General features: G+C 53.3%; 15 protein-coding genes and 4 pseudogenes. 4 read left to right on the top strand and 15 right to left on the bottom strand.

Translation table 11 applies throughout. The features are described 5' to 3' along the window. Positions 1-7 precede the first annotated feature (7 nt). The 6 genes from apaH to lptD form a co-directional block, all read right to left on the bottom strand. Positions 8-865, bottom strand: coding sequence for a bis(5'-nucleosyl)-tetraphosphatase (symmetrical) ApaH (apaH, locus tag ACQGXV_RS18515; RefSeq protein WP_440867502.1), 858 nt, complete (start codon positions 863-865; stop codon positions 8-10). A 2-nt stretch (positions 866-867) separates the two neighbouring features. After that, complete coding sequence (gene apaG / locus ACQGXV_RS18510) at positions 868-1,245, bottom strand: Co2+/Mg2+ efflux protein ApaG (protein ID WP_222158235.1); 378 nt, start codon at positions 1,243-1,245, stop codon at positions 868-870. Positions 1,246-1,259: 14 nt separating this feature from the next. Continuing rightward, entirely contained in the window at positions 1,260-2,078 is an 819-nt protein-coding gene (rsmA, locus tag ACQGXV_RS18505; protein ID WP_440867154.1) for a 16S rRNA (adenine(1518)-N(6)/adenine(1519)-N(6))-dimethyltransferase RsmA, read from the bottom strand. Continuing rightward, positions 2,078-3,079, bottom strand: a complete 1,002-nt coding sequence (gene pdxA, locus ACQGXV_RS18500; RefSeq protein ID WP_440867153.1) for a 4-hydroxythreonine-4-phosphate dehydrogenase PdxA — start codon at positions 3,077-3,079, stop codon at positions 2,078-2,080. The genes rsmA and pdxA overlap by 1 nt, the downstream gene beginning before the upstream one ends. Then, positions 3,076-4,383, bottom strand: coding sequence for a peptidylprolyl isomerase SurA (gene surA / locus ACQGXV_RS18495; RefSeq protein WP_440867152.1), 1,308 nt, complete (start codon positions 4,381-4,383; stop codon positions 3,076-3,078). Before surA ends, pdxA begins: the two co-directional genes overlap by 4 nt. A gap of 78 nt (positions 4,384-4,461) precedes the next feature. Then, positions 4,462-6,828, bottom strand: a complete 2,367-nt coding sequence (lptD, locus tag ACQGXV_RS18490) for an LPS assembly protein LptD (protein ID WP_440867151.1) — start codon at positions 6,826-6,828, stop codon at positions 4,462-4,464. A gap of 185 nt (positions 6,829-7,013) precedes the next feature. Between lptD and djlA the strand changes: the two genes are divergently transcribed. Further along, positions 7,014-7,919, top strand: coding sequence for a co-chaperone DjlA (djlA, locus tag ACQGXV_RS18485; protein ID WP_440867150.1), 906 nt, complete (start codon positions 7,014-7,016; stop codon positions 7,917-7,919). 36 nt (positions 7,920-7,955) lie between these two features. Here djlA and ACQGXV_RS18480 read toward each other — a convergent pair. Further along, positions 7,956-8,057 (bottom strand): annotated as a pseudogene (locus ACQGXV_RS18480) (bifunctional tRNA pseudouridine(32) synthase/ribosomal large subunit pseudouridine synthase RluA); the annotation flags it as partial. A gap of 85 nt (positions 8,058-8,142) precedes the next feature. Here ACQGXV_RS18480 and ACQGXV_RS18475 point away from each other — a divergent pair. After that, entirely contained in the window at positions 8,143-8,967 is an 825-nt protein-coding gene (locus ACQGXV_RS18475) for a transposase family protein (RefSeq protein WP_440867149.1), read from the top strand. Here the strand turns inward: ACQGXV_RS18475 and ACQGXV_RS18470 are convergent. Beyond that, entirely contained in the window at positions 8,964-10,175 is a 1,212-nt protein-coding gene (locus ACQGXV_RS18470) for an IS256 family transposase (protein WP_440864265.1), read from the bottom strand. The two genes, ACQGXV_RS18475 and ACQGXV_RS18470, sit on opposite strands and share 4 nt — an antisense overlap. Between ACQGXV_RS18470 and ACQGXV_RS18465 the strand changes: the two genes are divergently transcribed. Beyond that, a complete protein-coding gene (locus tag ACQGXV_RS18465) occupies positions 10,162-10,359 on the top strand; it encodes a hypothetical protein (protein WP_440867148.1) in 198 nt (65 codons plus the stop codon). The two genes, ACQGXV_RS18470 and ACQGXV_RS18465, sit on opposite strands and share 14 nt — an antisense overlap. A 52-nt stretch (positions 10,360-10,411) precedes the next feature. Here the strand turns inward: ACQGXV_RS18465 and rluA are convergent. The 6 genes and pseudogenes from rluA to ACQGXV_RS18435 form a co-directional block, all read right to left on the bottom strand. Next, positions 10,412-10,966, bottom strand: a pseudogene (gene rluA / locus ACQGXV_RS18460) (bifunctional tRNA pseudouridine(32) synthase/23S rRNA pseudouridine(746) synthase RluA); the annotation flags it as partial. 50 nt (positions 10,967-11,016) lie between these two features. Further along, positions 11,017-13,920, bottom strand: coding sequence for an RNA polymerase-associated protein RapA (gene rapA / locus ACQGXV_RS18455; protein ID WP_440867147.1), 2,904 nt, complete (start codon positions 13,918-13,920; stop codon positions 11,017-11,019). 166 nt (positions 13,921-14,086) lie between these two features. Then, positions 14,087-16,474, bottom strand: a complete 2,388-nt coding sequence (locus ACQGXV_RS18450) for a DNA polymerase II (protein ID WP_440867146.1) — start codon at positions 16,472-16,474, stop codon at positions 14,087-14,089. A gap of 85 nt (positions 16,475-16,559) precedes the next feature. Further along, positions 16,560-16,772, bottom strand: coding sequence for a diguanylate cyclase domain-containing protein (locus ACQGXV_RS18445; protein WP_440867145.1), 213 nt, complete (start codon positions 16,770-16,772; stop codon positions 16,560-16,562). 143 nt (positions 16,773-16,915) lie between these two features. After that, positions 16,916-17,611, bottom strand: a complete 696-nt coding sequence (locus ACQGXV_RS18440; protein ID WP_440867144.1) for a transposase — start codon at positions 17,609-17,611, stop codon at positions 16,916-16,918. Next, positions 17,580-18,696: pseudogene (locus ACQGXV_RS18435) on the bottom strand (IS3 family transposase). Before ACQGXV_RS18435 ends, ACQGXV_RS18440 begins: the two are co-directional and overlap by 32 nt. Before the next feature lie 54 nt (positions 18,697-18,750). Here ACQGXV_RS18435 and ACQGXV_RS18430 point away from each other — a divergent pair. Then, positions 18,751-19,446 (top strand): annotated as a pseudogene (locus tag ACQGXV_RS18430) (carbohydrate porin); the annotation flags it as partial. A 384-nt stretch (positions 19,447-19,830) separates the two neighbouring features. On the opposite strand, the gene ACQGXV_RS18425 reads toward ACQGXV_RS18430, so the two are convergent. Then, a complete protein-coding gene (locus ACQGXV_RS18425; protein WP_440867143.1) occupies positions 19,831-21,042 on the bottom strand; it encodes an IS256 family transposase in 1,212 nt (403 codons plus the stop codon). Positions 21,043-21,228 lie beyond the last annotated feature (186 nt).

Genomic DNA, 21,228 nt, shown 5'->3' with positions numbered 1-21,228 from the left:
GCTTTATTTATTCCGCGCCGACGGCTGGCATGTCCTGCGCCAATGATGGCTGCGTGAAGACCTGCTTATCCTCCCAGCGCAACATTGTCAGTTCGCCTCCCCAGCAGCATCCCGTATCCAACGCATAAATGTTATCTGGCGTCCCTTTTCCTTCCAAAGAGGCCCAGTGGCCGAAGGCGATGGCGTAGCCCGGTGTTTCGGCATTCCCTTCTACGATAGGGCTGGGCAAGTAAAACCAAGGATTGAGCAGCGAAGGCGCCTGAGAAGGGGCTTCTTTGCATATCATGTCTAGCTGTCCGCCAGAGAAACAGTAACGCATGCGGGTAAATACGTTGGTGCTAAAGCGTAGACGCGGTAAACCGCTCAGCTCCGGGCTCCAGTGATTGGGCATATCACCGTACATCGCGTCCAAGAACAGCGGATAGCTGTCACTGCTGAGTATGGCTTCCACTTCACGTGCGCACAGTTGCGCGGTCGCCAGATCCCACTGCGGCGTGACACCGGCATGGGCCATCACCAGTTTAAGGTCGTCGTCGACCAGCATCACCGGTTGGCGGCGCAGCCAGTTGATCAGGGAATCAACATCCCGTGCGTTCAGCAGATCGTTGAGACGATCTTTCGGCTTGTTCCTGCTGATACCGGCATAAACCGCCAGCAAATGAAGATCGTGGTTGCCCAGCACCGTCTGTGCGGCCGAGCCTAACGAACGCACATAGCGCAGCACTTCCAATGAGGCCGGACCGCGTGCCACCAGATCGCCGGTAAACCACAGCCTGTCGTGTTCCGGATTGAAAGAAACCTGCGCCAACAGCGCTATTAGCTCGTCAAAGCAGCCGTGCACATCGCCAATTAAGTAGGTAGACATCATCAATGTATTAGTGAGGGGATCGCTAAACGAAAAACAGAAATAGGAACCTGAAAGGCATCGCCCTGATGATCGACCATGTGGTAATGGCCTTCCATGGTGCCCAGCGGCGTTTCCAGCACCGTACCGCTGGTGTACTGAAATTCACTGCCAGGCTCGATCACCGGTTGTTCCCCGATCACGCCTTCGCCTTGAACTTCGGTTTGACGCCCGTTGGCGTTGGTGATCATCCAATAACGCCCAATAAGTTGGACAGGATTACGCCCCAGATTGCGGATTGTGATGGTGTAAGCAAAGACAAAGCGGCTCTCATCGGGCTCGGACTGCGCTTCAACATAAAAACTCTGGACCTGAACACAAACACGGGGCGTATTAATCATCGCGACACTTCCAGTTATTCCTGCGTTGGCGGATGCTCAGACAGCCAGTTGGCCAGCCGGCAGTATTGCTCTACAGAGACATTTTCCGCACGTGCAGCGGGATCAATCTCTAACGCGACAAGCTGCTCGACGCTGAACACATTACCCAGGCTATTGCGCAACGTTTTGCGGCGCTGGTTAAAGGCGGCTGTCGTAATACGGCTCAGCACGCGGACATCAGCAACAGGATAAGGCTGTACGGCATGAGGAACAAGACGCACGACAGCAGAATCCACATTGGGCGGTGGTGTAAACGCGGTAGGTGGCACTTCAAGCACCGGGATCACCTGACAGTAGTATTGTGCCATCACACTTAACCGGCCATAGGCTTTGCTGTTCGGGCCAGCGACAAGGCGGTTCACCACTTCCTTTTGCAACATAAAGTGCATATCGCGAATAGCGTGAGTATAGCTAAACAGATGGAACATCAACGGCGTTGATATGTTGTAAGGTAAGTTACCAAAAACGCGTAAGGGCTGACCAATCTGCTGCGACAGCTCGGCAAAATTCACCGTCATGGCATCTTGCTGAATAACGGTAAGTTTATCTTTGAGTTGCGGATGCACCGTTAATCGAGCCGCCAGGTCACGGTCCAGCTCGACAACCGTAAACTGGGTAAGGTGCTCGGCAACGGGCAGCGTTAATGCGCCGAGGCCGGGACCAATCTCCACCATGGCGTGATCGGCCTGGGGATGAATGGCGGAGACAATACTTTCGATCACGAACTGATCGTTTAAAAAGTTTTGCCCGAAACGCTTACGGGCAAAGTGGCCTTGATGGACGCGATTATTCATTACGGTGTTTCGTTATGGTGTTGAGTCATGTTGATGGCAAGCTGCAATGCCGTGATAAAGCTGCCCGGTTCTGCGTCACCCGTTCCCGCGAGAGAGAGCGCGGTGCCGTGATCGACAGAGGTTCGGATAAAGGGTAAGCCTAGCGTAATGTTAACCGCTCGACCAAACCCCTGGTATTTTAATACCGGCAGCCCTTGATCGTGATACATCGCCAGTACGGCGTCTGCTTCTTTCAGGTATTTGGGTTGGAATATCGTATCTGCGGGCAGCGGGCCCACCAGATTCATCCCCTGCGTGCGCAGTTCATCCAGCGCAGGAATGATGACATCCAACTCCTCTCGTCCCATATGGCCGCCTTCACCCGCATGGGGATTGAGCCCACACACGTAAATGCACGGCTGTGCCAAGCCGAATTTCTGCTGGAGGTCGCGCTGCAAAATCGCAATCACCTCATGCAGGCTGTCGCGGGTTATGGCACTGGAAACGTCGGCCAGCGGCAGGTGCGTGGTCGCCAGCGCCACCCGCATTTCCTCGGTCGCCAGCATCATCACCACTTTTTCGCAGCCGCTGCGATCGGCGAAAAACTCGGTGTGTCCGCTAAAAGGCACACCGGCATCGTTGATGATGCCTTTATGCACAGGGCCGGTCACGAGTGCGGCAAATTCTCCGCTCAGGCAACCATCACAGGCGCGAGCTAGCGTGTTTACGACGTACAGGCCGTTATCGACGTTAAGTTCGCCGGGGGAAACCTCTGCGGATAATGCAACCGGTAATATTGTCAACGAGCCGGCACGTTGCGCGCTCGCGGGGGTACCGGGTTGGTAGTCTCGCAGCGTTAGCGACAGGCCCAGCAATGCTGCTCGACTGCGCAACAACGCCGGGTCGGCGCATACCACCAATTCTACCGGCCAGTCGCGCTGGGCCAGTTGAATGATCAGGTCCGGACCAATCCCGGCGGGTTCGCCGGGGGCGATAACGATACGAGACGTGGCTGTGGTCATTGTGCTGAGCTGCTGTCGCTGCCGTTAACGATCTTCACGTAAGCGGCTGCACGTTGTTCCTGCATCCAGGTTTGCGCCTCTTCAGAGAATTTACGGTTAAACAGCATACGGTAAGCACGATCTTTCTGCGCAGAGTCGGTTTTGTCGACCTGACGCGTGTCTAACAGTTGGATCAAGTGCCAGCCGAATGAGGAGTGGACCGAGGCACTGATTTCTCCTTTGCGCAGTTTCATCAGTGCATCGCGTAATGACGGATCGTACATATCCGCCGTTGCCCATCCCAGATCGCCGCCCTGATTGGCCGAACCGGGATCTTGCGAAAGCTGTTTTGCCTGCGCCGCAAAATCGGTCGTTCCCTGTTTGATCTGCTGTGCCACTTCTTCCAGTTTTGCTTGTGCCTGACTGTCGTTCATCACGACGGACGGTTTCAACAGGATGTGGCGTGCATGCACTTCAGTAACGGAAACCGATTTGTCACTGCCGCGAATATCGTTAACGCGCAAAATGTGGAAACCCACACCGGAACGGATCGGGCCGACCACCTGGCCTTTTTGGGCTTGAGTCAGGCGTTCAGCGAACAGGGAAGGGATCTCGTGAAGTTTGCTCCAGCCCATTTGGCCGCCTTTCAGCGCCTGTGAATCCGCAGAATGTGCGATCGCCAGCTTGGCGAAGTCGGCTCCACCTTTCAACTGTTGTACCAATGAGTTAGCCAGGTTTTCTGCATCGTCCACCTGCTGCTGCGACGGGTTTTCTCCGAGCGGGATCAGAATGTGGCTCAGATTCAGTTCAGCGTCTTCACCGGTCTGGTTGGCGATCTGTTTCGCCAGCGCGTCAACTTCCTGCGGCAGGACGGTGATGCGGCGACGCACTTCGTTATTACGGACTTCGGCAATGGTCATCTCTTTGCGAATCTGGTTGCGATAGGCGCTGTAGGTCAGATTCTCATAGGCCAACTGGCTTTTCAACTGGTCGAGCGTCATGCGGTTTTGTGCCGCGATATTGTTGATGGCCTGATCCAACTGCGCGTCACCGATCTGTATATTCATCTTTTTTGCCATTTGCAAAATGATGTTATCCATAATCAGACGATCGAGGATCTGGTGGCGCAACGTACTTTCATCCGGTAACTGTTGTCCCGCTTGCTGCGCATTCATCTTCACGGACTGTAAAAGCGTGCTGACATCACTTTCAAGCACGACGCTGTTGTCCACGACGGCGGCGACTTTATCAACAACCTCTGGCGCGGCTACGGCTACATTGGCGCTGAGGGCCAGTCCGAGGATAAGCGTTTTCCAGTTCTTCATACCTTTCCCGTTAGTTTCACCCGCAAAGCGGATTAAAAGTTGATGTGTTACCGTTCATTCCATGCGCGCATGAACGCATCAGAAGGCGCGCTGATAAGGCAGAATACCTGAGCGCAGCATTTTTTGCGCACCCAACGTTTCATTGCTGCTTAAACCACTCAGCTCAATGTTGATCGAGAACTTGTTGTCATACTCACTGGATTGCCGATTGGTGTTCCAGTCGGTAATTTTCCGCTCGTAGCCCATATTGACGGCCCAGCAGCAGGTGTTGTATTGAAAACCGATACGCTGATTGGCGGTTTGATTCGCTTTGGTATCGTAGTAATACGCCCCGACCACGGACCAACGGTCGGCAATCGGCCAGGCGGCGGTGAACCCCACTTGTGAAATGCCCTGCTGATAGGCACGGCTTGCCAACAGATTCCGCACGGAGTTTTGAATATATTCCCTGCTGGCATAGCGGTAGTTCAGTTGCACCAGTTTCTCGCTATCCTGCCGGTATTCCAGCACGGCTTTGCCCTGAGAAATGCTCTCGAGGCGCGTGTCATATTGCAAACCGCCGCGCATGCCCCACAGATCGTTAATCTTCCAATAGCTGTCACCGGCCCACACCAGACTGCCGTTATTGTCGCTTTTATCCATGACCGTGGTGCTGTCCCCGGTTCTTGGGCGATCGAAGTAATAGATTTGACCGACGGAAGCATTAAAACGTTCCACCAAATTTTGATCATAAACGCGGGTGGTCAAACCGGTTGCAACCTGATTTGCCGACGCGATGCGATCCAGACCGCTGTAACTGCGGTCGCGGAACAGGCCGGTGTAGTCGTTTTGCAGCAGCGTAGAGTCATAGGTGTAAATGCTGCTCTGATCGAGGTAAGGCACGTACAGGTACTGGACGCGCGGCTCCAGCGTTTGGGTAAAGGCGTTGGACCAATCCATTTCGCGTTCAAACACCAGTTTGCCGTCAACTTTGTACTGCGGCAAAACGCGATTGACCGAGTCTTTCAGCGCATCGCGCTTGATGTTACTGATTTGCGGGTTGGGATCGGCGCGGAAGCGTTGCAGATTGGTTTGTTGATAATGGGTCGCCATCACCTTCGCTTCGGTGTTCAGGCTACCCCACTGGTTGGTTAATGGCAGACTGATCGTTGGCTCAGCATGAAAACGCGTCGCTTCGGGACGGTTGTTGTTCATGTTGGTAAATTTTACCGCCTGCCCATAAAGATGCATATCGAACGGGCCGATATCCTCTCGGTAGTAGTTGAGATCGAGTTGGGGCTCGGCGCGGTAAACATCATTGTTGGTGTTGGCCTCCAGCAATTGGAAATGTTTATTGGATAACGTCGCGTCCCAATTCTGGTTGGCATAGCCGACGCTGAATTTTTGTTTCACGTAGCCGCTGGTCGTGGAGCCGTAAGAAGAATCGAGGTCTTTGAAATAGTTGATATCGCTGACCTTGGTGTAATCGCTGTTAAAGCGCCACACCTGATCCATGATACCGTCGTGCTGCCAGTGCAACAGCCAGCGCGTATCTTTGTCGTCTTCATTGTCACGACGATAGGCTCTGTCATTCGGCAGCCAGTCCAACTGCACCGTACCGGTGCCCGGTGCGGCCAAATAACGGAACTCGTTTTGCAACTGTACGCCGCGCTTTGTCAGAACGTGCGGTGTAATGGTCGCATCCATGTTGGGGGCGATATTCCAGTAGTAGGGCGTGATCAGTTCAAAGCCGCTGCTGCCGCTGTAGCGGGCATTCGGGATCAAAAAGCCGGAGCGGCGCTTGTCACCTACCGGCAGTTGCAGGTAAGGGCTATAGAAGACCGGGATGTCGCCAATTTTGACGCGCGCATTCCAAATTTCAGCAACTTGCTCATCCCTGTCATGGATCACTTCCGAACCGACGACACTCCAGCTATCATCACCCGGCAGGCAAGTGGTGAAAGAACCGTTTTCCAGAATGGTATAGCGACTGTCACCGCGCATTTGCATTTTATCGGCATCGCCACGACCCTGACGGTCAACCATCTGGTAATCGCCCTGAAATACGTCGGTATCTCGCGTGTTCAGGTTAGACCAGGCTTTGGGGCCTTTCAGGATGACCAGGTTGTCATCATAATTGACATTGCCGGTGACGGTGATGGTGCGAACCGGGGCACCCGCGGCATCAGTGCCGGTCTGGCGCAGTTCAACCTGATCGGCCTGCAAGCGGCTGTTGCCTTGCTCAATGTTGACGTTACCCAGGAAACGGGCGTTATCCGGATAGTTAGCTTCGCTTTTGTCCGCATGAATATGTACCGGGAGCGTATTAGGCTCGCCAGTGACCAGCGGCCGTGTGAACGTAGGAACTCCAAGCCGGCATTGGGCGGCAAGATCGGCCAACGCATGTTGGCTGTAGAGCGCCGACCCAATCAAGGTGGCCAGCAGAGTTGGAAAACATTTTTTCATACGCGGTATCGGTGTTCCGTCATCAAGGGCATCATGCCGGCAAACGGTCAGAGACTATATCACTGGCTTACGTTGCGCCAGTGTAAATTCCCCACTGTTTCTCTGCTCTGCCGTTAGGTGCAACGCTAAATGACGGGTATGATAAAGCAATTTTTGGCCGACGGCATGAGGATTTGAGGAAGTATATGCGCTATTGGGGCAAGTTGCTGGGCTTGATACTGGGTATTATGTCCGGCGGCGGCGTGTGGGGTGTGATTACGGGCGTGCTGATGGGCCATATGGTTGATAGAGCCAGGGCTGCGCGTCGCCGTGATTATTTCTCTGCACAGTCTACCCGACAGTCGCTGTTTTTTCTCACTACCTTCCAGGCTATGGGGCACCTGAGCAAATCCAAAGGGCGCGTCACCGAAGCGGATATTCATGCTGCCACCTTGATGATGGACCGTCTGGAGCTGTTTGGTGAGGCTCGCTTGGCGGCTCAGCAGGCCTTTCGTGAAGGGAAATCAAATGCATTCCCGGTACGCACCAAACTGCGTAAGCTGCGCGATGCCTGCCTGGACCGCTTCGATATGATCAGAATGTTTCTCGATATCCAGCTTCAGGTTGCGTTTAACGACGGTGCGCTGCACCCGAACGAACGGCGGTTGCTGTACGTGTTTGCGGATGAGTTGGGCGTGACGCGTGAACAGTTCGAATTTTTCATGCGTAATATGGAAGGGCAACAGCGCCAGTCTCAGCAACAGGGCCAATCGAAGCAACACCAATCAAAGCAGAATGGCAAATCCTACCAGCGCCGCAATCAATCCTACGGCGGCCAGTCATATGGTGGGCAATCGCAGGGCGGGCAGCGCCAGCAGGCGCCTTATACGCGCGGACCGACGCTTGAGAGCGCCTGCCGAACGCTGGGCGTGCGCACCAGGGATGATGCGGCTACGGTAAAACGCGCTTATCGTAAACTGATGAATGAGCACCACCCTGATAAACTGGCGGGTAAGTGGCTCTCGCCGCGCATGATGGACATGGCAAAACGCAAGGCGCAAGACATTCAGGCCGCCTATGAGTTTTTGAAAAGCAGCCACGCCGCCAAATAACGTCCTTCCCTTTTTCCCGCGTTTTTCCAGATTACCTTAAAAATCAGGCTCACAGCGAAAATGCATCGGCGTACCAAACGCGGGGTGCGTAATAGCCAGTTCCTGTGCGTGCAGCAGCAGACGCGGTGCCAAGGCTTTAAACTAGTTGCTGAATAGAGACTTGCATTTTTTGTCAGGCTATTGAGAATAAAAAGAGGTTTAACTTAGAGAATAAAGGTTTGAAATGATCAACAAAGAGCGGTTGTTACGAGATAATCGTTTATGTAAAGCAATCATTGGATTATCAGTCGAAGAATTGAAAAATTTAGCCGCTGAATTTTCAGCTTGTTATTTGATTTATCGGAAAAAGAATCGAAAAGATCACGAGCGGCAGATGGGTGCAGGGCAGAAAGGATTTATCCCAACCCCATTAGATAAACTGCTTTTTATTTTATTGTATTTAAAATGTTATCCGACCTATGATTTGCAAGGACTTCTTTTTGGTTTAGATAGAACACGGGTATGTCGCTGGGTAAAAATATTATTGCCGGTTTTAGAGATGACCTTGGGGCGAGAATGTGTTTTGCCCGCTCGTCAAATTCGCTCTGCTGAGGAATTTTTTCGCGCCTTTCCTGGAGTTAAAGACGTCTTTATTGATGGGACAGAGCGACCTGTCCAAAAGCCTAAGAATCTGCGTCGGCGAAAGAAAATGTATTCGGGAAAGAAAAGACAGACCACTCGAAAAGGGCTTATTATGACTGACGAAACAAGGCAAATTGGATTTATCCCCATGAGCAAAAATGGGCGCCGTCACGATAAACGCTTACTCGATAAAGTCGATATAATTCGCCATATTCCTCCTGAGGTAACCATCTGGGCAGATACCGGTTTTCAAGGTATAGAGAAACAGCATCCTAATACACAAATCCCAAAAAAAGGAACTCGAAAAAGACCTTTATCGCCTGAACAAAAACAAGAAAATAAAATAATCTCTGGCATCCGTATTACAGTTGAACACGCCATCGCGGGAGTCTGTAAAGAATTTTGTGTAAATGGCTCCATTGCTTAACCGGAGATTCGTTCTCCATACATCAACATGAATTGGCTCATAGCAGGTTTCCAGTCTCTGATTGGCAAGGTCCATTTAGCAGAGATATTATGCAAGGCTAGATAGAGTAATTTTATCACCGAGTCATCCGTTGGAAATATTCGTCGCGTTTTCGTTATCTTGCGCAATGAAGCATTTAACGACTCTATTGCGTTGGTGGTGTAGATAACCTTGCGGATCTCCGGCGGAAAGTCAAAAATGACGATGAGACGTTCCCAATTATTTCTCCACGACGGGCTGATCGTCGGGAACTGCTCATCCCATTTGGCCGCGAAGGCATCCAGGGCCTCTTCAGCGCCCTCTAGCGTTGCGGAACTATAGATGGTGCGCAGGTCAGCAGCAACGGCCTTACGCTCTTTCCAGCCGACGTAGCGCAGCGAGTTCCGCACCTGATGCACAATGCAGAGCTGTACCCGCGTATGCGGGTAAACAGCTTCAATGGCATCAGGAAAGCCTTTCAGGCCATCGCAGCAGGCGACGAAGATGTCCTTTAGCCCACGATTTTTCAGTTCTGTCATCACAGATAACCAGAACTTGGCCCCCTCAGTTTTGGCTATCCATAGCCCCAGCAGCTCTTTTTCGCCCTGGCCGTTGACGCCGAGGGCCAGATAAACAGACTTGTTGGCCACGGCTCCGCCGTCCTGGCTTTTGACAACAATACAGTCAAGGTAAACAATGGGATAAAGCGCATCCAGCGGCCGTTGCTGCCAGCGCTTAACTTCATCCATCACAGCATTGGTCACTTGAGAAATGAAGCCAGCGGAAACATCGACCCCGTAGACTTCTTTAAAGTGTGCCTGAATATCACGGGTTGATAACCCTCTGGAATAGAGAGAAATAATGCGGTCATCGAAGCCGTTAAGCTGTTTTTCGTTCTTACCGATCAGTGTCGGCTCGAAGGTACTGTTGCGGTCGCGCGGAATATCGAGCTCGATCTCCCCATTTTGGCTACGTACGCTCTTGGATGTCTTGCCATTGCGGGAGTTGCCTGAATGATTACCTGCCGGGTCATGCTTAGCATACCCAAGGTGCATCTCCATCTCAGCTTCAAGAACCCGTTCCGCCAGTCTTTTAGTCAGCACCTTGAGTAGGCCTGATTCACCCAGCAGATCCTGAGGGGAGTGACAATCTTGAAGCAGTTGGTCAATAAGTTCGTTGCTGATAGGCATTTTGTTATCCTTTGAAGGTGTTCCTCAAAATGCCATTTACACAGATTATTTTACAGTCTCCATCGCGGGTATCAAGCGCCTCGGTTGCATGACCCAAATTTTACGGAATCGTAGACCCTTTATTGATGATACCTTCTTACTCCTTAGCGCCGGTCTTTGGAATTTCCATCTCAGAACAGCGTAAAATTTACTTCAATCACCGAAACACCCTTATTTCACTATTAAGCAACACGCTTTTTGGCTTCTGGATGGGCGTAAAAACCGTCACCGAGGATCGGGTGTCCGAGTGCGAGCAAGTGCACGCGCAGTTGGTGTGAGCGCCCGGTAATTGGCATCAGCTTCACACGCGTGGTGCCATCGGCCTCGCGTGCCAGTACCTCATACTGGGTTTGCGCCGGTTTTCCCTGCTCAAAACAGACCTTCTGTTTGGGGCGATTGGGCCAGTCGCAAATCAGTGGCAGATCGATCAAGCCTTCATCGTGCTCCAGCCAGCACCATACCCGTGCGATATAGGATTTTTTTGGCTCGCGTTCGCGAAATTGGCGCTTCAACTCCCTTTCGGCCGCTTTGGTCAACGCGACGGCAATCACACCGCTGGTGGCCATATCGAGGCGATGCACGGATTCTGCGTGAGGAAAATCCCGCTGAATGCTGCTCATCGTGCTGTCGTGATGCTCAGGCGCTCTGCCGGGCACGGAGAGCAAGCCGCTGGGCTTGTTGACCACAATAATATGTTGATCCTGATACAACACGTGCAGCCAGGGATCGAGGGGCGGGTTATAGGGTTCCATGATGGCTCCTGCGGCGGCAACGGAGAGGCCGTTGCCGCCGGCATTGTTGACTACTGGTGAGAGACCACCACCAAACGAATGGCATCCAGTCGCCAGTTGGCCTGATGCAGATTGAGCAATACCTGTTCCCGCTGTGTTTCCAGCGCTAGCAGTTCATCGTCGCGGATATTCGGGTTAACCGCTTTCAGGGCTTCCAGTCGTTCCCGTTCGCGACGCAGTTGCAGATCGGCCTGCTGTTGCGCGTCGATAATCAACTGCTGGGCCTGTGCGGCAACCAAGGGTTCGGCCTGCTGCAACATACTGTGAACGTCAGCTTGCACGGCATTCACCAACTTGCTGGAGGTGTGGCGGTTCACAGCATTGAGCTGGCGGTTAAAGCTTTCAAACTCCACCTGCGGAGCCAGATTCTTGCCTGTGCGATCCATCAGTAAACGCAGCGGTGTCGGCGGCAGGAAGCGCGTCAGCTGCAACTGCTTCGGTGTCTGTGCTTCGACCACGTAGACCAGTTCAGCCAGCAATGTGCCCACGGGCAGCGCTTTGTTTTTCAACAACGATACGGCACAGCTACCGGTATCACCGGACAAAATCAGATCCATACCGTTGCGGATCAGCGGATGTTCCCAACTGACAAACTGTGCATCTTCCCGCGACAGCGCCTGCTCACGTTCGAAGGTGATGGTGCAGCCATCCTGCGGCAAGCCGGGAAAATCCGGCACCAGCATATGATCGGAAGGTGTCAGAATAATCAGATTATCGCTGCGGTCTTCCTGATTCACGCCGACGATGTCGAACAGATTCAGGGCGAAAGTGACCAGATTAACGTCGTTGTCCTGTTCCTCAATGGATTGAGCCAGCGCCTGCGCGGTTTCACCCCCGTTAGAGTGCATTTCCAGCAGGCGATCGCGGCCGAGTTCGAGCTGCGTTTTCAGGGCATCGTGCTGTTGACGACATGCGCGAATAAATTCATCCAACCCGTCGCTTTCTGAGGGAGCACTCAGGCGTTCAATCAGCGTGTCATAATGGGCATCATAAATGGTACGGCCCGTTGGACAGGTATGTTCGAAGGCATCGAGTCCCTCATGATACCAGCGCACCAGCAGCGCTTGCGCGGTATTTTCCAGATAGGGCACCAGCACCTGAATTTCTTGCGTCTGTCCGATACGATCCAGACGTCCGATACGTTGCTCCAGCAGATCCGGATTAAACGGCAGATCGAACATGATCAGGTGGCTGGCGAACTGGAAGTTACGCCCTTCTGAACCGATCTCCGAGCAGATCAACACCTGCGCCCCATCTTCTTCCGAGGCAAAATAGGCCGCCGCGCGATCGCGCTCAAGGATAGACAACCCTTCGTGGAATACGGCGGCGCGAATGGCTTCACGCGTGCGCAATACCTGCTCAAGCTGCAAGGCTGTGGCGGCTTTGGCGCAAATCACCAATATTTTTTTGTCGCGATTGGCCGTCAGATAGCCGAGCAGCCACTCAACGCGTGGATCGAAGTTCCACCAGGTGGCATCGTCCCCTTCCAGCATTTGGTAAATCTGCTCCGGGTACAGCATGTCACGCGCGCGCGCTTCCGGCGTTTTACCGCCGCTAATGATGCCGGAGACTTTAATGGCCGTCTGGTATTGCGCGGGCAGCGGTAACTTGATCTGGTGCAACACACGCTGCGGGAAGCCTTTTACACCTTGGCGCGTATTGCGGAACAGCACGCGGCTGGTGCCGTGTCTGTCCATCAGCATGGCAATCAGCTCCTGCCGTGCAGCGTGGCGATCGGCGGTGTCGCTATTGACAGCCTTGAGCAGCGGTTCGCAGTCTTGCTCGCTCAGCAATTCGGTGAGCAGGTTCATCTCATCTTTGCTGAGGTTTTCATCGGCAAGCAGTAGCGCAACGGCATCCGCCACCGGACGATACTGCTGCTGTTCTTTAACGAATTCACGGTAGTCGTGGAAACGGTTTGGATCTAACAGTCGCAAGCGAGCAAAGTTGCTTTCCTGACCGAGTTGCTCAGGGGTCGCCGTCAGTAACAGCATGGCAGGTATGCGCTGCGCCAACTGTTCAATCGCCTGATATTCAGGGCTTGGGGCAGCTTCGCTCCAGGCGAGATGGTGCGCTTCATCGACCACCATCAAATCCCAATGGGCCGCGAGCAGTTGTTCAAAGCGTGCCGCATTTTTCTGAACAAAACCCAGGGAACAGATGATCAATTGCTCGGTTTCAAATGGGTTACTGCTGTCGAGTCGGGCCTCGGCATAGCGTTCATCATCAAACAGGGATAACAGCAGGTTAAAGCGGCGCAGCATCTCCACCAGCCACTGATGTTGCAGGGTTTCCGGCACCACAATCAGCACACGTTCAGCGCGGCCAGCCAACAGTTGTTGGTGGATAACCATCCCAGCTTCAATGGTTTTGCCCAGACCCACTTCATCAGCCAGCAGCACGCGCGGCGCGTGGCGCTGACCGACTTCGCGTGCAATGTGCAACTGGTGGGGGATCAGGCTGGCGCGCATACCACGCAGGCCTCCCCACGGCTGCAATGCTTGAGCCTGTTGGTGCAAACGCGTGCGATAGCGCAGGGCAAAGCGATCCATACGATCGATCTGGCCGGCAAACAGGCGGTCTTGCGGCTTATTAAAGGTCAACTTACTGTCCAGCATCACTTCGCGCAGCTCTGCCGGCGTGCCGTCATCAAGGCGTTCACCGATATAAACGATCAGCCCGTTTTCGTCGCGGGTTTCAGTGACGCTGAGCTGCCAGCCTTCGTGACTGGTGACGGTATCGCCAGAATTAAACATGACACGGGTGATCGGAGCATCGCTTCTCGAATAGAGGCGATTTTCTCCGCTTGCAGGAAAAAGCAGTGTGACCATGCGTACATCCAGAGCAACAACCGTGCCCAGTCCCAGCTCGCTTTCCGTATCGCTGATCCAGCGTTGACCAAGTGTAAAAAGCATAAATTCGTAGCTCGATATTTGTCATTGTCGGGCATGTCGGACAGAGCCTGTCGTTAATCCCTTTGGAGATGGATGATTAGTGGTGGTACTGCATACCCGTTTTCAGTCAGGCATTAAAAGAGGGGTATGGTAATGGAAGGCGCGGCATTCGTCATCCATTCAACGCTTAAAATAATCCCATCTGACCGGTGATCAGGCTGGAAAAATCATCCTGTAAAAACGGCAGAATAGCATCAGCCACCGGTTGCAGTTGGCGCTCAACGTAGTGAGTATAGTCCAGCGTGGAATGCCGGGTTTCCAAAGGCTCCGGGCCGTTGAGCGTCATCACATAGCTGATCCAACCGCCATTCTGGTATTGGAGTGGGCGACCTATCTGGAGGTTGTAGTCGTCAGCGAGTCGGGCGGCACGCACGTGTGGAGGTACGTTTTTTTGGTAATCACTCAGTGGACGACGCAGCCGTTTACGGTAGACAAGCAGATCGTCAAACTCTCCGCTTAGGGTTTTTTCGACATATTCTCGCAGCCAGGCTTGATACGGCTGTTGGCGGAAAATCCGCGCATAAAGCTGTTGCTGGAACTGCTGCGCCAGTGGCGTCCAATCGGTGCGCACCGTTTCCAGCCCTTTGTACACCATTTTTTCCCCGTCTGGCGTCTGCGCCATTCCCGCATAGCGTTTCTTGCTACCCTGTTCCGCGCCGCGAATGGTGGGCATCAAAAAGCGGCAGTAGTGGGTTTCAAATTGCAATTCGAGCGCGCTGGTCAGCCCTAACGTTTGTTGCAGGTGGTTTTGCCACCAGTGATTGACCAACTGGGCCAGCTTATGGCCTATCTCGATGGCTTCATCATTCTCGTGCGCGCGTTTCAGCCAGACGAAGGTGGAGTCGGTATCACCGTAGATCACCTGATAGCCCTGCGACTCAATCAAGGCACGGGTTTGCTGCATAATCTCATGGCCGCGCAGGGTGATGGAGGAAGCCAGCCGCGGATCGAAGAAACGGCAGCCGCTGGCGCCTAGTACTCCATAGAACGCGTTCATGATGATTTTCAGCGCCTGCGACAGCGGTTTATTCCCCGCTCGCTTGGCGGCATCGCGCCCCTGCCAGATATGCTCGACAATAGCAGGCAGGCAGTGCTGCTGGCGCGAGAAGTGGGCACCGCGAAAGCCGGGCACTGAGGCGTCGTCATCCGGTTGCTGCATGCCGCAAATCAACCCTACCGGGTCGATAAGAAAGGTACGGATGATTGAGGGATACAGGCTTTTATAATCGAGCACCAACACCGAGTCGTACAGCCCAGGAGATGAATCCATCACAAAGCCGCCGGGGCTCGCCTCGACGGCAACCTCACCCAGATTAGGGGCGACGTAGCCAAGGCGATGCATGCGCGGCAGATACAGGTGACTGAATGCGGCGACCGACCCGCCGCTGCGATCTGCCGCCAATCCGGTGACGGTGGCGCGTTCCAGCAAGAACGGCATCAGCTCGGTTTTTTCAAAAATACGCGTGACCAGATCACAGTCCTGAAGGTTATAGCGGGCGAGGGCGGGTTTATCGTGTGCAAAGCGCTGCTCGATTTCATCCATGCGCTGGTAGGGATTATCTGACAGTTTGCCTTCACCCAGCAGCGTCTGGGACACGTACTCCAGACTGAACGAAGGAAAATTCCAGGTAGCTGATTTCAAGGCTTCAATGCCGTCTACAATCAGCCGCCCTGGCGTACTGGCAAAGAAATGTCCCTGTTTAAAACCGTGCTCGCGCCACTCCAGCTCCTGATTACCCCGACCCAAGCGCAGCGGGATACGATAACGCTCGGCATGCTTTTGCAGTACGCGCAGGTCAAACTGCACCAGATTCCAACCGATGATGACATCGGGATCGTGCTCTGCAAACCAGGCGTTGAGTTTCTCCAGCAATTGCGGGCGACTGCTGACGTATTCTAGTGTAAATTCAGCGTCAGACGGCACACCATCGGGCTCTGGGCCCAGCATATACACCTGACGCTGCCCACACCCTTCCAGCCCGATGCAATAAAGCTCACCGTGCCGGCTGGTTTCGATATCCAGCGATACCAGCTTTAATGGGGGTCGATAGTCAGGGCAGGGCTTAATCTGCGCGTGAACTACCGCGTTCGGCCCGGCAGGCTGGCCGCTGAACCACACGGGGGCGGTGATGAAGCGCTCCATCAAATAACGATCGGGCGGGCGGATATCCGCTTCATAAACGGTAATGCCAGCTTCCTGTAACCGTTTTTCCAGCGCCAACAGTTGGCGGTAATGGGAGCAATAGAGGCCCAGCAGCGGCTGATGGTGAAAATCGTGCAAGATCAGGGGGCGCAACGAGGGGGGACGCTGCTTACGAGGCGCAGAGGTATCGGCACTCAGCAGCACTTCAGCACGTGCCTGCTGCTGCGCGGGAATAAAGGCCACTGCCTGTTGAGGGGGCAAAGCAACCAGCACCGGCCCATCCTCCGTGGCGAGCCAGAGATCAATCTGAATGCCAGCGGGGGTGTCATGCCAGTGGCGGGTAAGAATAAACCCCTGAGACGCCTGCACCACGCGTGAATACCTCAGTCAAGAGAGAAGTATTAAGTATGGTTATATATACAGTTATAGTCTAGTATTATCTTCACACCCGCTATCTTCAAACACCCGGGGCCAGCACCACGCGATTACGGCCTTCCTGCTTGGCGCGGTAGAGCGCTTTGTTGGCCAATTTGAGCGCCTGATCGATGGTAAAATCACCGCTTTTGTCCGCGCGCCACAGGGAGACGCCCAGTGAAATGGTGATATGGCCCGCAGGAGATGCTATCTCTGCGGTGCTGGTGCGCAGTCGTTCAACGCCTAGGAATTTCAAACTTTTTGGGGCCCCTGATTTCGGGGGCTGGCAACGATGAAAACCGGCTTTTTTATCGTGAATGCCTCTGTGTTTGGGTGATTTTTGAACACATTGCGCGTTTTTTGATTACATCGCCGAATTCCAGGCAGAGCTTCCCCGCATTATCCAACGTAACGCATTCGCGCTATCTCCCCGGCGTTCGCGATTCGCTTCTCCAGGGCCGTTGCCGGCAGCGCCCGGCTGAACGCCATTTTTGCCCCGCACAGCAGGCAGGCAAACGGGTCTGTATTCAGTAATCCCTGACTCAGCGTTGTGTATGCCACTGGCGCTGCTTTTTTCACATTATCCTGCCCCAGGGCTTTTCTCACCAGAGGCAACAGTTTTCCCACTACGCGGTTAGCCAGAAAACCAAAGTAACGCACCATCCGGAAATGCTTCTCCGGTATATGCTTTATCAGCCGCAGTATCAGCTCACGCTGACTGAGCGCCAGGTCTTCATGCCTCCCCGTCCGGTGATCCAGAAAACGCAGGGTGATGCGGCTTCCCCCGTCGTAGTGTGCCAGTCGCGCACCCGACACAGGCAGTTTTTTCAGGTACCGGCCCAGGTACTTTGCTGTCTGCCGGTGATGTTTCGTCGGCTTCACAAAATACACGTGCCAGTAAATCTCTCCCTGCTCATTTTTCCCCTGGCTGAGGATAAAGCGCTTCCATTCATCATAATCCCGGATGTGAGCCAGCTGCGGCGGCAGAACAAGAGACTCCCATGCAGACAGCAGATACTGGCGTACATTCCATACCCAGCGCGCCCTGCACTGGTCAAGTAAATCAGGACACTTTTTTCTCAGCCATTTGTTCATAACGCACCGGAGACAGATCCCCGTTAGCGGCATGATGCCTGTCTAGGTTGTAGTAGCGGATATACGTCGCCACATCCTGCTCCATGTAAGCCCGTGTTGGCTGGGGTACCAGCAGCAACCATTCATGTTTCAGATTGCCCCAGAAGCGCTCCATCACCACATTATCCCAGCAGGCACCCACGTCTCCCATACTGCTCCTCAGCGCCTGAAAGCGTTGTCCCGTGTACTGCGCCCCCCTGTCCGTATGCACCACCAGGCCCGGCGGGGGAGTTCGCAGGTTATATGCCTTCATCAGGGCCCCGCAGACCAGCGATGAGGTCATCCGTCTGTCCACCTGCCAGCCCACTATCTGCCGGGAGTACAAATCCATAATAGCCGCCAGATACAGCCAGCCTTCACCGGTCTTCAGATACGTGATGTCACTCGCCCACACCTGATTTGGCCCCGGCGGGTTAAAATTCTGGTTCAGCAGGTTTGGGGCCACCTCTGCACCCGGGCGGGGTTTTGTCGTGACCTTATAAGTCCGGCGCTGTCGGCAGACCAGCCCCTCTTCCTGCATGAGTTTCCTCACCCGCCAGCGGCTGATTATGATGCCTTCTCCACGAAGCCTTTTGACCAGCGTCCGGCTTCCTGCTCCCTGCTTGCTGGCGGCGAACAGCGCCTTTAACCTGACCCGGACCTCCACGTCTTTTTGCAGCGGTTCGGCGGGCTTTTTTCGCCATGCATACCAGGCCGAGGCCGTCACACGCATGACCCGACAGAGTGTACGAACGCTGAAGTCAGTGGCATTGTCGAGAATGAACCGGTATCTCACGACATATGTTTCGCGAAGAAGGCACTCGCCTTTTTTAGTATCTCCTTCTCTGTACGTAACTCTTTGTTTTCCTTTTGTAACCGTTTTAACTCTGCACGTTCATCATCGCTGAGTACGCCGTTGCTCTGCTCGCGTGCCAGCGCCATGTATGCAGGGTTTTGTTGCTTATGCCCAGCGATGCTGCTGCCCTGGCTATCGTATAGCCCTGCTCTGTTACCAGGGCAACGGCTTCCTTTTTAAACTCAGGGGTAAATTGTCGTTTATGGTTCACTAAACACCTCCGTTTTGGATGTAAGTTTAGTGTCCTGATTATTCAACCACTACAATGGTGAGTGGTATACGTGCTAAGGATAACGATGCACGGCGCGATGTGGATAACCATCTGGTGAAGGGGGATGCTGCTAACAACGGGGTCCACGCCCTGTTTGGGCTTCACAGTGACAGTTTTTATGGTATGCGCGCAGGTACATCCAAAACGGCGCTGCTATATGGGCACGGGTTATGGGCAGAAGTGAAGTCGATAGGTTCTGACGGTGCGCTATTGCCCGATGCAGGTACCTGGCGATTGGCGAGCTACGGCATCACGCCGCTGGGCGATGGCTGGCACATTGCGCCTGCACTGCTGGCACAAACCAGCAAGGATCGCTATGTAAAAGGGGATAGCTACGCGTGGGCAACCCTTAATCTCCGGTTGATTCAGGAAATCACCAGTAACATTGAGATGCAATACGAGGGCAGCTATCAATATATGGATCTGCGGCCACAGGGCTACAACAGCCGCAATGGGGTAAGCGGTAACTTCTATAAACTTACCGTCGCACCGACGCTAAAAGCTGGCGACATTGGTGAATTCCTCAAACGCCCAGAGGTTAGCCTGTTTGCCACCTGGATGAATTGGGATCGTCGGTTGGATAACTATGCCAACCATACTAACGGTGGCAACAGCGACGGTTTTGGCAGCAATGGCTTTGTCGCCGGTGGCGAGTGGAATTTTGGCGTACAGATGGAAACCTGGTTCTAATGCTATCCCCCCTGGTGGAGGCCACTTTACCACGGTACAAACAGCGGTAATGACCAAAATGTAACTTTCGGTGCGATAACGGCTGGTGTCAGGAGACGGAAAATAAAAATAGGGATTAACCGCATTTTCGCAGCATTAAACATTTTAAAACGCAAAAAATACCACCAGCGCTTATCGGTAAGCGCGATTGCCCATTAGCGCAGACCTAAAAGATAGGTATTTCCAGAATAAAGAGAAAAGGCGTTCTCTGGATAAAGGTTAATTGATTTTTAATAAAAAGTTATATTTTGGCTTGCTGCACTTTTAGCTGGCACGCACGAATCGAATTGGTGCAACCGACTCAACGGGAGTCTGTAAAGAATTTCGTGTAAATGGCTCCATCGCTTAACCGGAAATCCGATCTCCATACATCAACATGAATTGGCTCATAGCAGGTTTCCAGTCTCTGATTGGTAGGGTCCATTTAGCCGAGATATTATGCAAGGCTAGATAGAATAATTTTAGCACCGAGTCATCCGTTGGAAATATTCGTCGCGTTTTCGTTATCTTGCGCAATGAAGCATTTAACGACTCTATCGCGTTGGTGGTGTAGATAACCTTGCGAATCTCCGGCGGAAAATCAAAAATGACGATGAGACGTTCCCAATTATTTCTCCACGATGGGCTGATCGTCGGGAACTGCTCATCCCATTTGGCCGCGAAGGCATCCAGGGCCTCTTCAGCGCCCTCTAGCGTTGCGGAACTATAGATAGTGCGGAGGTCAGCAGCAACGGCTTTACGCTCTTTCCAGCCGACGTAGCGCAGCGAGTTCCGCACCTGATGCACGATGCAGAGCTGTACCCGCGTATGCGGGTAAACAGCTTCAATGGCATCAGGAAAGCCGTTCAGGCCATCGCAGCAGGCGATGAAGATGTCCTGTAGCCCACGATTTTTCAGTTCTATCATTACAGATAACCAGAACTTGGCCCCCTCGGTTTTGGCTATCCATAGCCCCAGCAGCTCTTTTTCGCCCTTGCCGTTGATGCCTAGAGCCAAGTAAACAGACTTGTTGGTCACGGCTCCGCCGTTCTGGCTTTTGACCACAATACAGTCAAGGTAAACAATGGGATAAAACGCATCCAGCGGCCGTTGCTGCCAGCGCTTAACGTCATCCATCACGGCATTGGTCACTTGAGAAATGAAGCCAGCGGAAACATCGACCCCGTAGACTTCTTTAAAGTGAGCCTGAATATCACGGGTTGATAGCCCTCTGGAATAGAGAGAAATAATGCGGTCATCGAAGCCGTTAAGCTGCTTTTCGTGCTTACCGATCAGTGTCGGCTCGAAGGTACTGTTGCGGTCGCGCGGAATATCGAGCTCGAGCGCCCCATTTTGGCTACGTACGCTCTTGGAGGTCTTGCCATTGCGGGAGTTGCCTGAATGATTACCAGCCGGGTCATGCTTAGCATACCCAAGGTGTATCTCCATCTCAGCTTGAAGAACCCGTTCCGCCAGTCTTTTAGTCAGCTCCTTGAGTAGGCCTGATTCACCCAGAAGCTCCTGAGGGGAGTGGCAATCCTGAAGCAGTTGGTCAATAAGTTCGTTGCTGATAGGCATTTTTTTGTCCTCTGAAGGTTTTCCTCAAAATGCCATTTACACAGATCTTTTTACACTCTCACGACTGGCTACCAAAGCTTTAGTACTGCTCAATCATCCATTATTCGCTACATAACCCATTATTATAGCGATGTCAGACCTCACTGGTATAACGGTGGGTTAACACCAAATGAATCAGAACGGCTG

Source organism: Symbiopectobacterium purcellii, from assembly GCF_052050035.1.
In the GTDB taxonomy this organism is placed as follows: domain Bacteria; phylum Pseudomonadota; class Gammaproteobacteria; order Enterobacterales; family Enterobacteriaceae; genus Symbiopectobacterium; species Symbiopectobacterium purcellii_A.
The sequence above is the reverse complement of the archived record's forward strand: the minus strand, read 5'-3'. Positions and strand labels throughout refer to the sequence as shown.

Bases quoted from the DNA above. Each gene is read 5' to 3' on its own strand.
- ACQGXV_RS18470 (WP_440864265.1), bottom strand. From the start codon at position 10,175: ATGCCTATCAGCAACGAACTTATTGACCAACTGCTTCAAGATTGTCAC.
- ACQGXV_RS18425 (WP_440867143.1), bottom strand. From the start codon at position 21,042: ATGCCTATCAGCAACGAACTTATTGACCAACTGCTTCAGGATTGCCAC.
- surA (WP_440867152.1), bottom strand. From the start codon at position 4,383: ATGAAGAACTGGAAAACGCTTATCCTCGGACTGGCCCTCAGCGCCAAT.
- ACQGXV_RS18440 (WP_440867144.1), bottom strand. From the start codon at position 17,611: ATGAACAAATGGCTGAGAAAAAAGTGTCCTGATTTACTTGACCAGTGC.
- ACQGXV_RS18475 (WP_440867149.1), top strand. From the start codon at position 8,143: ATGATCAACAAAGAGCGGTTGTTACGAGATAATCGTTTATGTAAAGCA.
- rapA (WP_440867147.1), bottom strand. From the start codon at position 13,920: ATGCTTTTTACACTTGGTCAACGCTGGATCAGCGATACGGAAAGCGAG.
- apaG (WP_222158235.1), bottom strand. From the start codon at position 1,245: ATGATTAATACGCCCCGTGTTTGTGTTCAGGTCCAGAGTTTTTATGTT.
- djlA (WP_440867150.1), top strand. From the start codon at position 7,014: ATGCGCTATTGGGGCAAGTTGCTGGGCTTGATACTGGGTATTATGTCC.
- pdxA (WP_440867153.1), bottom strand. From the start codon at position 3,079: ATGACCACAGCCACGTCTCGTATCGTTATCGCCCCCGGCGAACCCGCC.
- apaH (WP_440867502.1), bottom strand. From the start codon at position 865: ATGTCTACCTACTTAATTGGCGATGTGCACGGCTGCTTTGACGAGCTA.
- rsmA (WP_440867154.1), bottom strand. From the start codon at position 2,078: ATGAATAATCGCGTCCATCAAGGCCACTTTGCCCGTAAGCGTTTCGGG.
- lptD (WP_440867151.1), bottom strand. From the start codon at position 6,828: ATGAAAAAATGTTTTCCAACTCTGCTGGCCACCTTGATTGGGTCGGCG.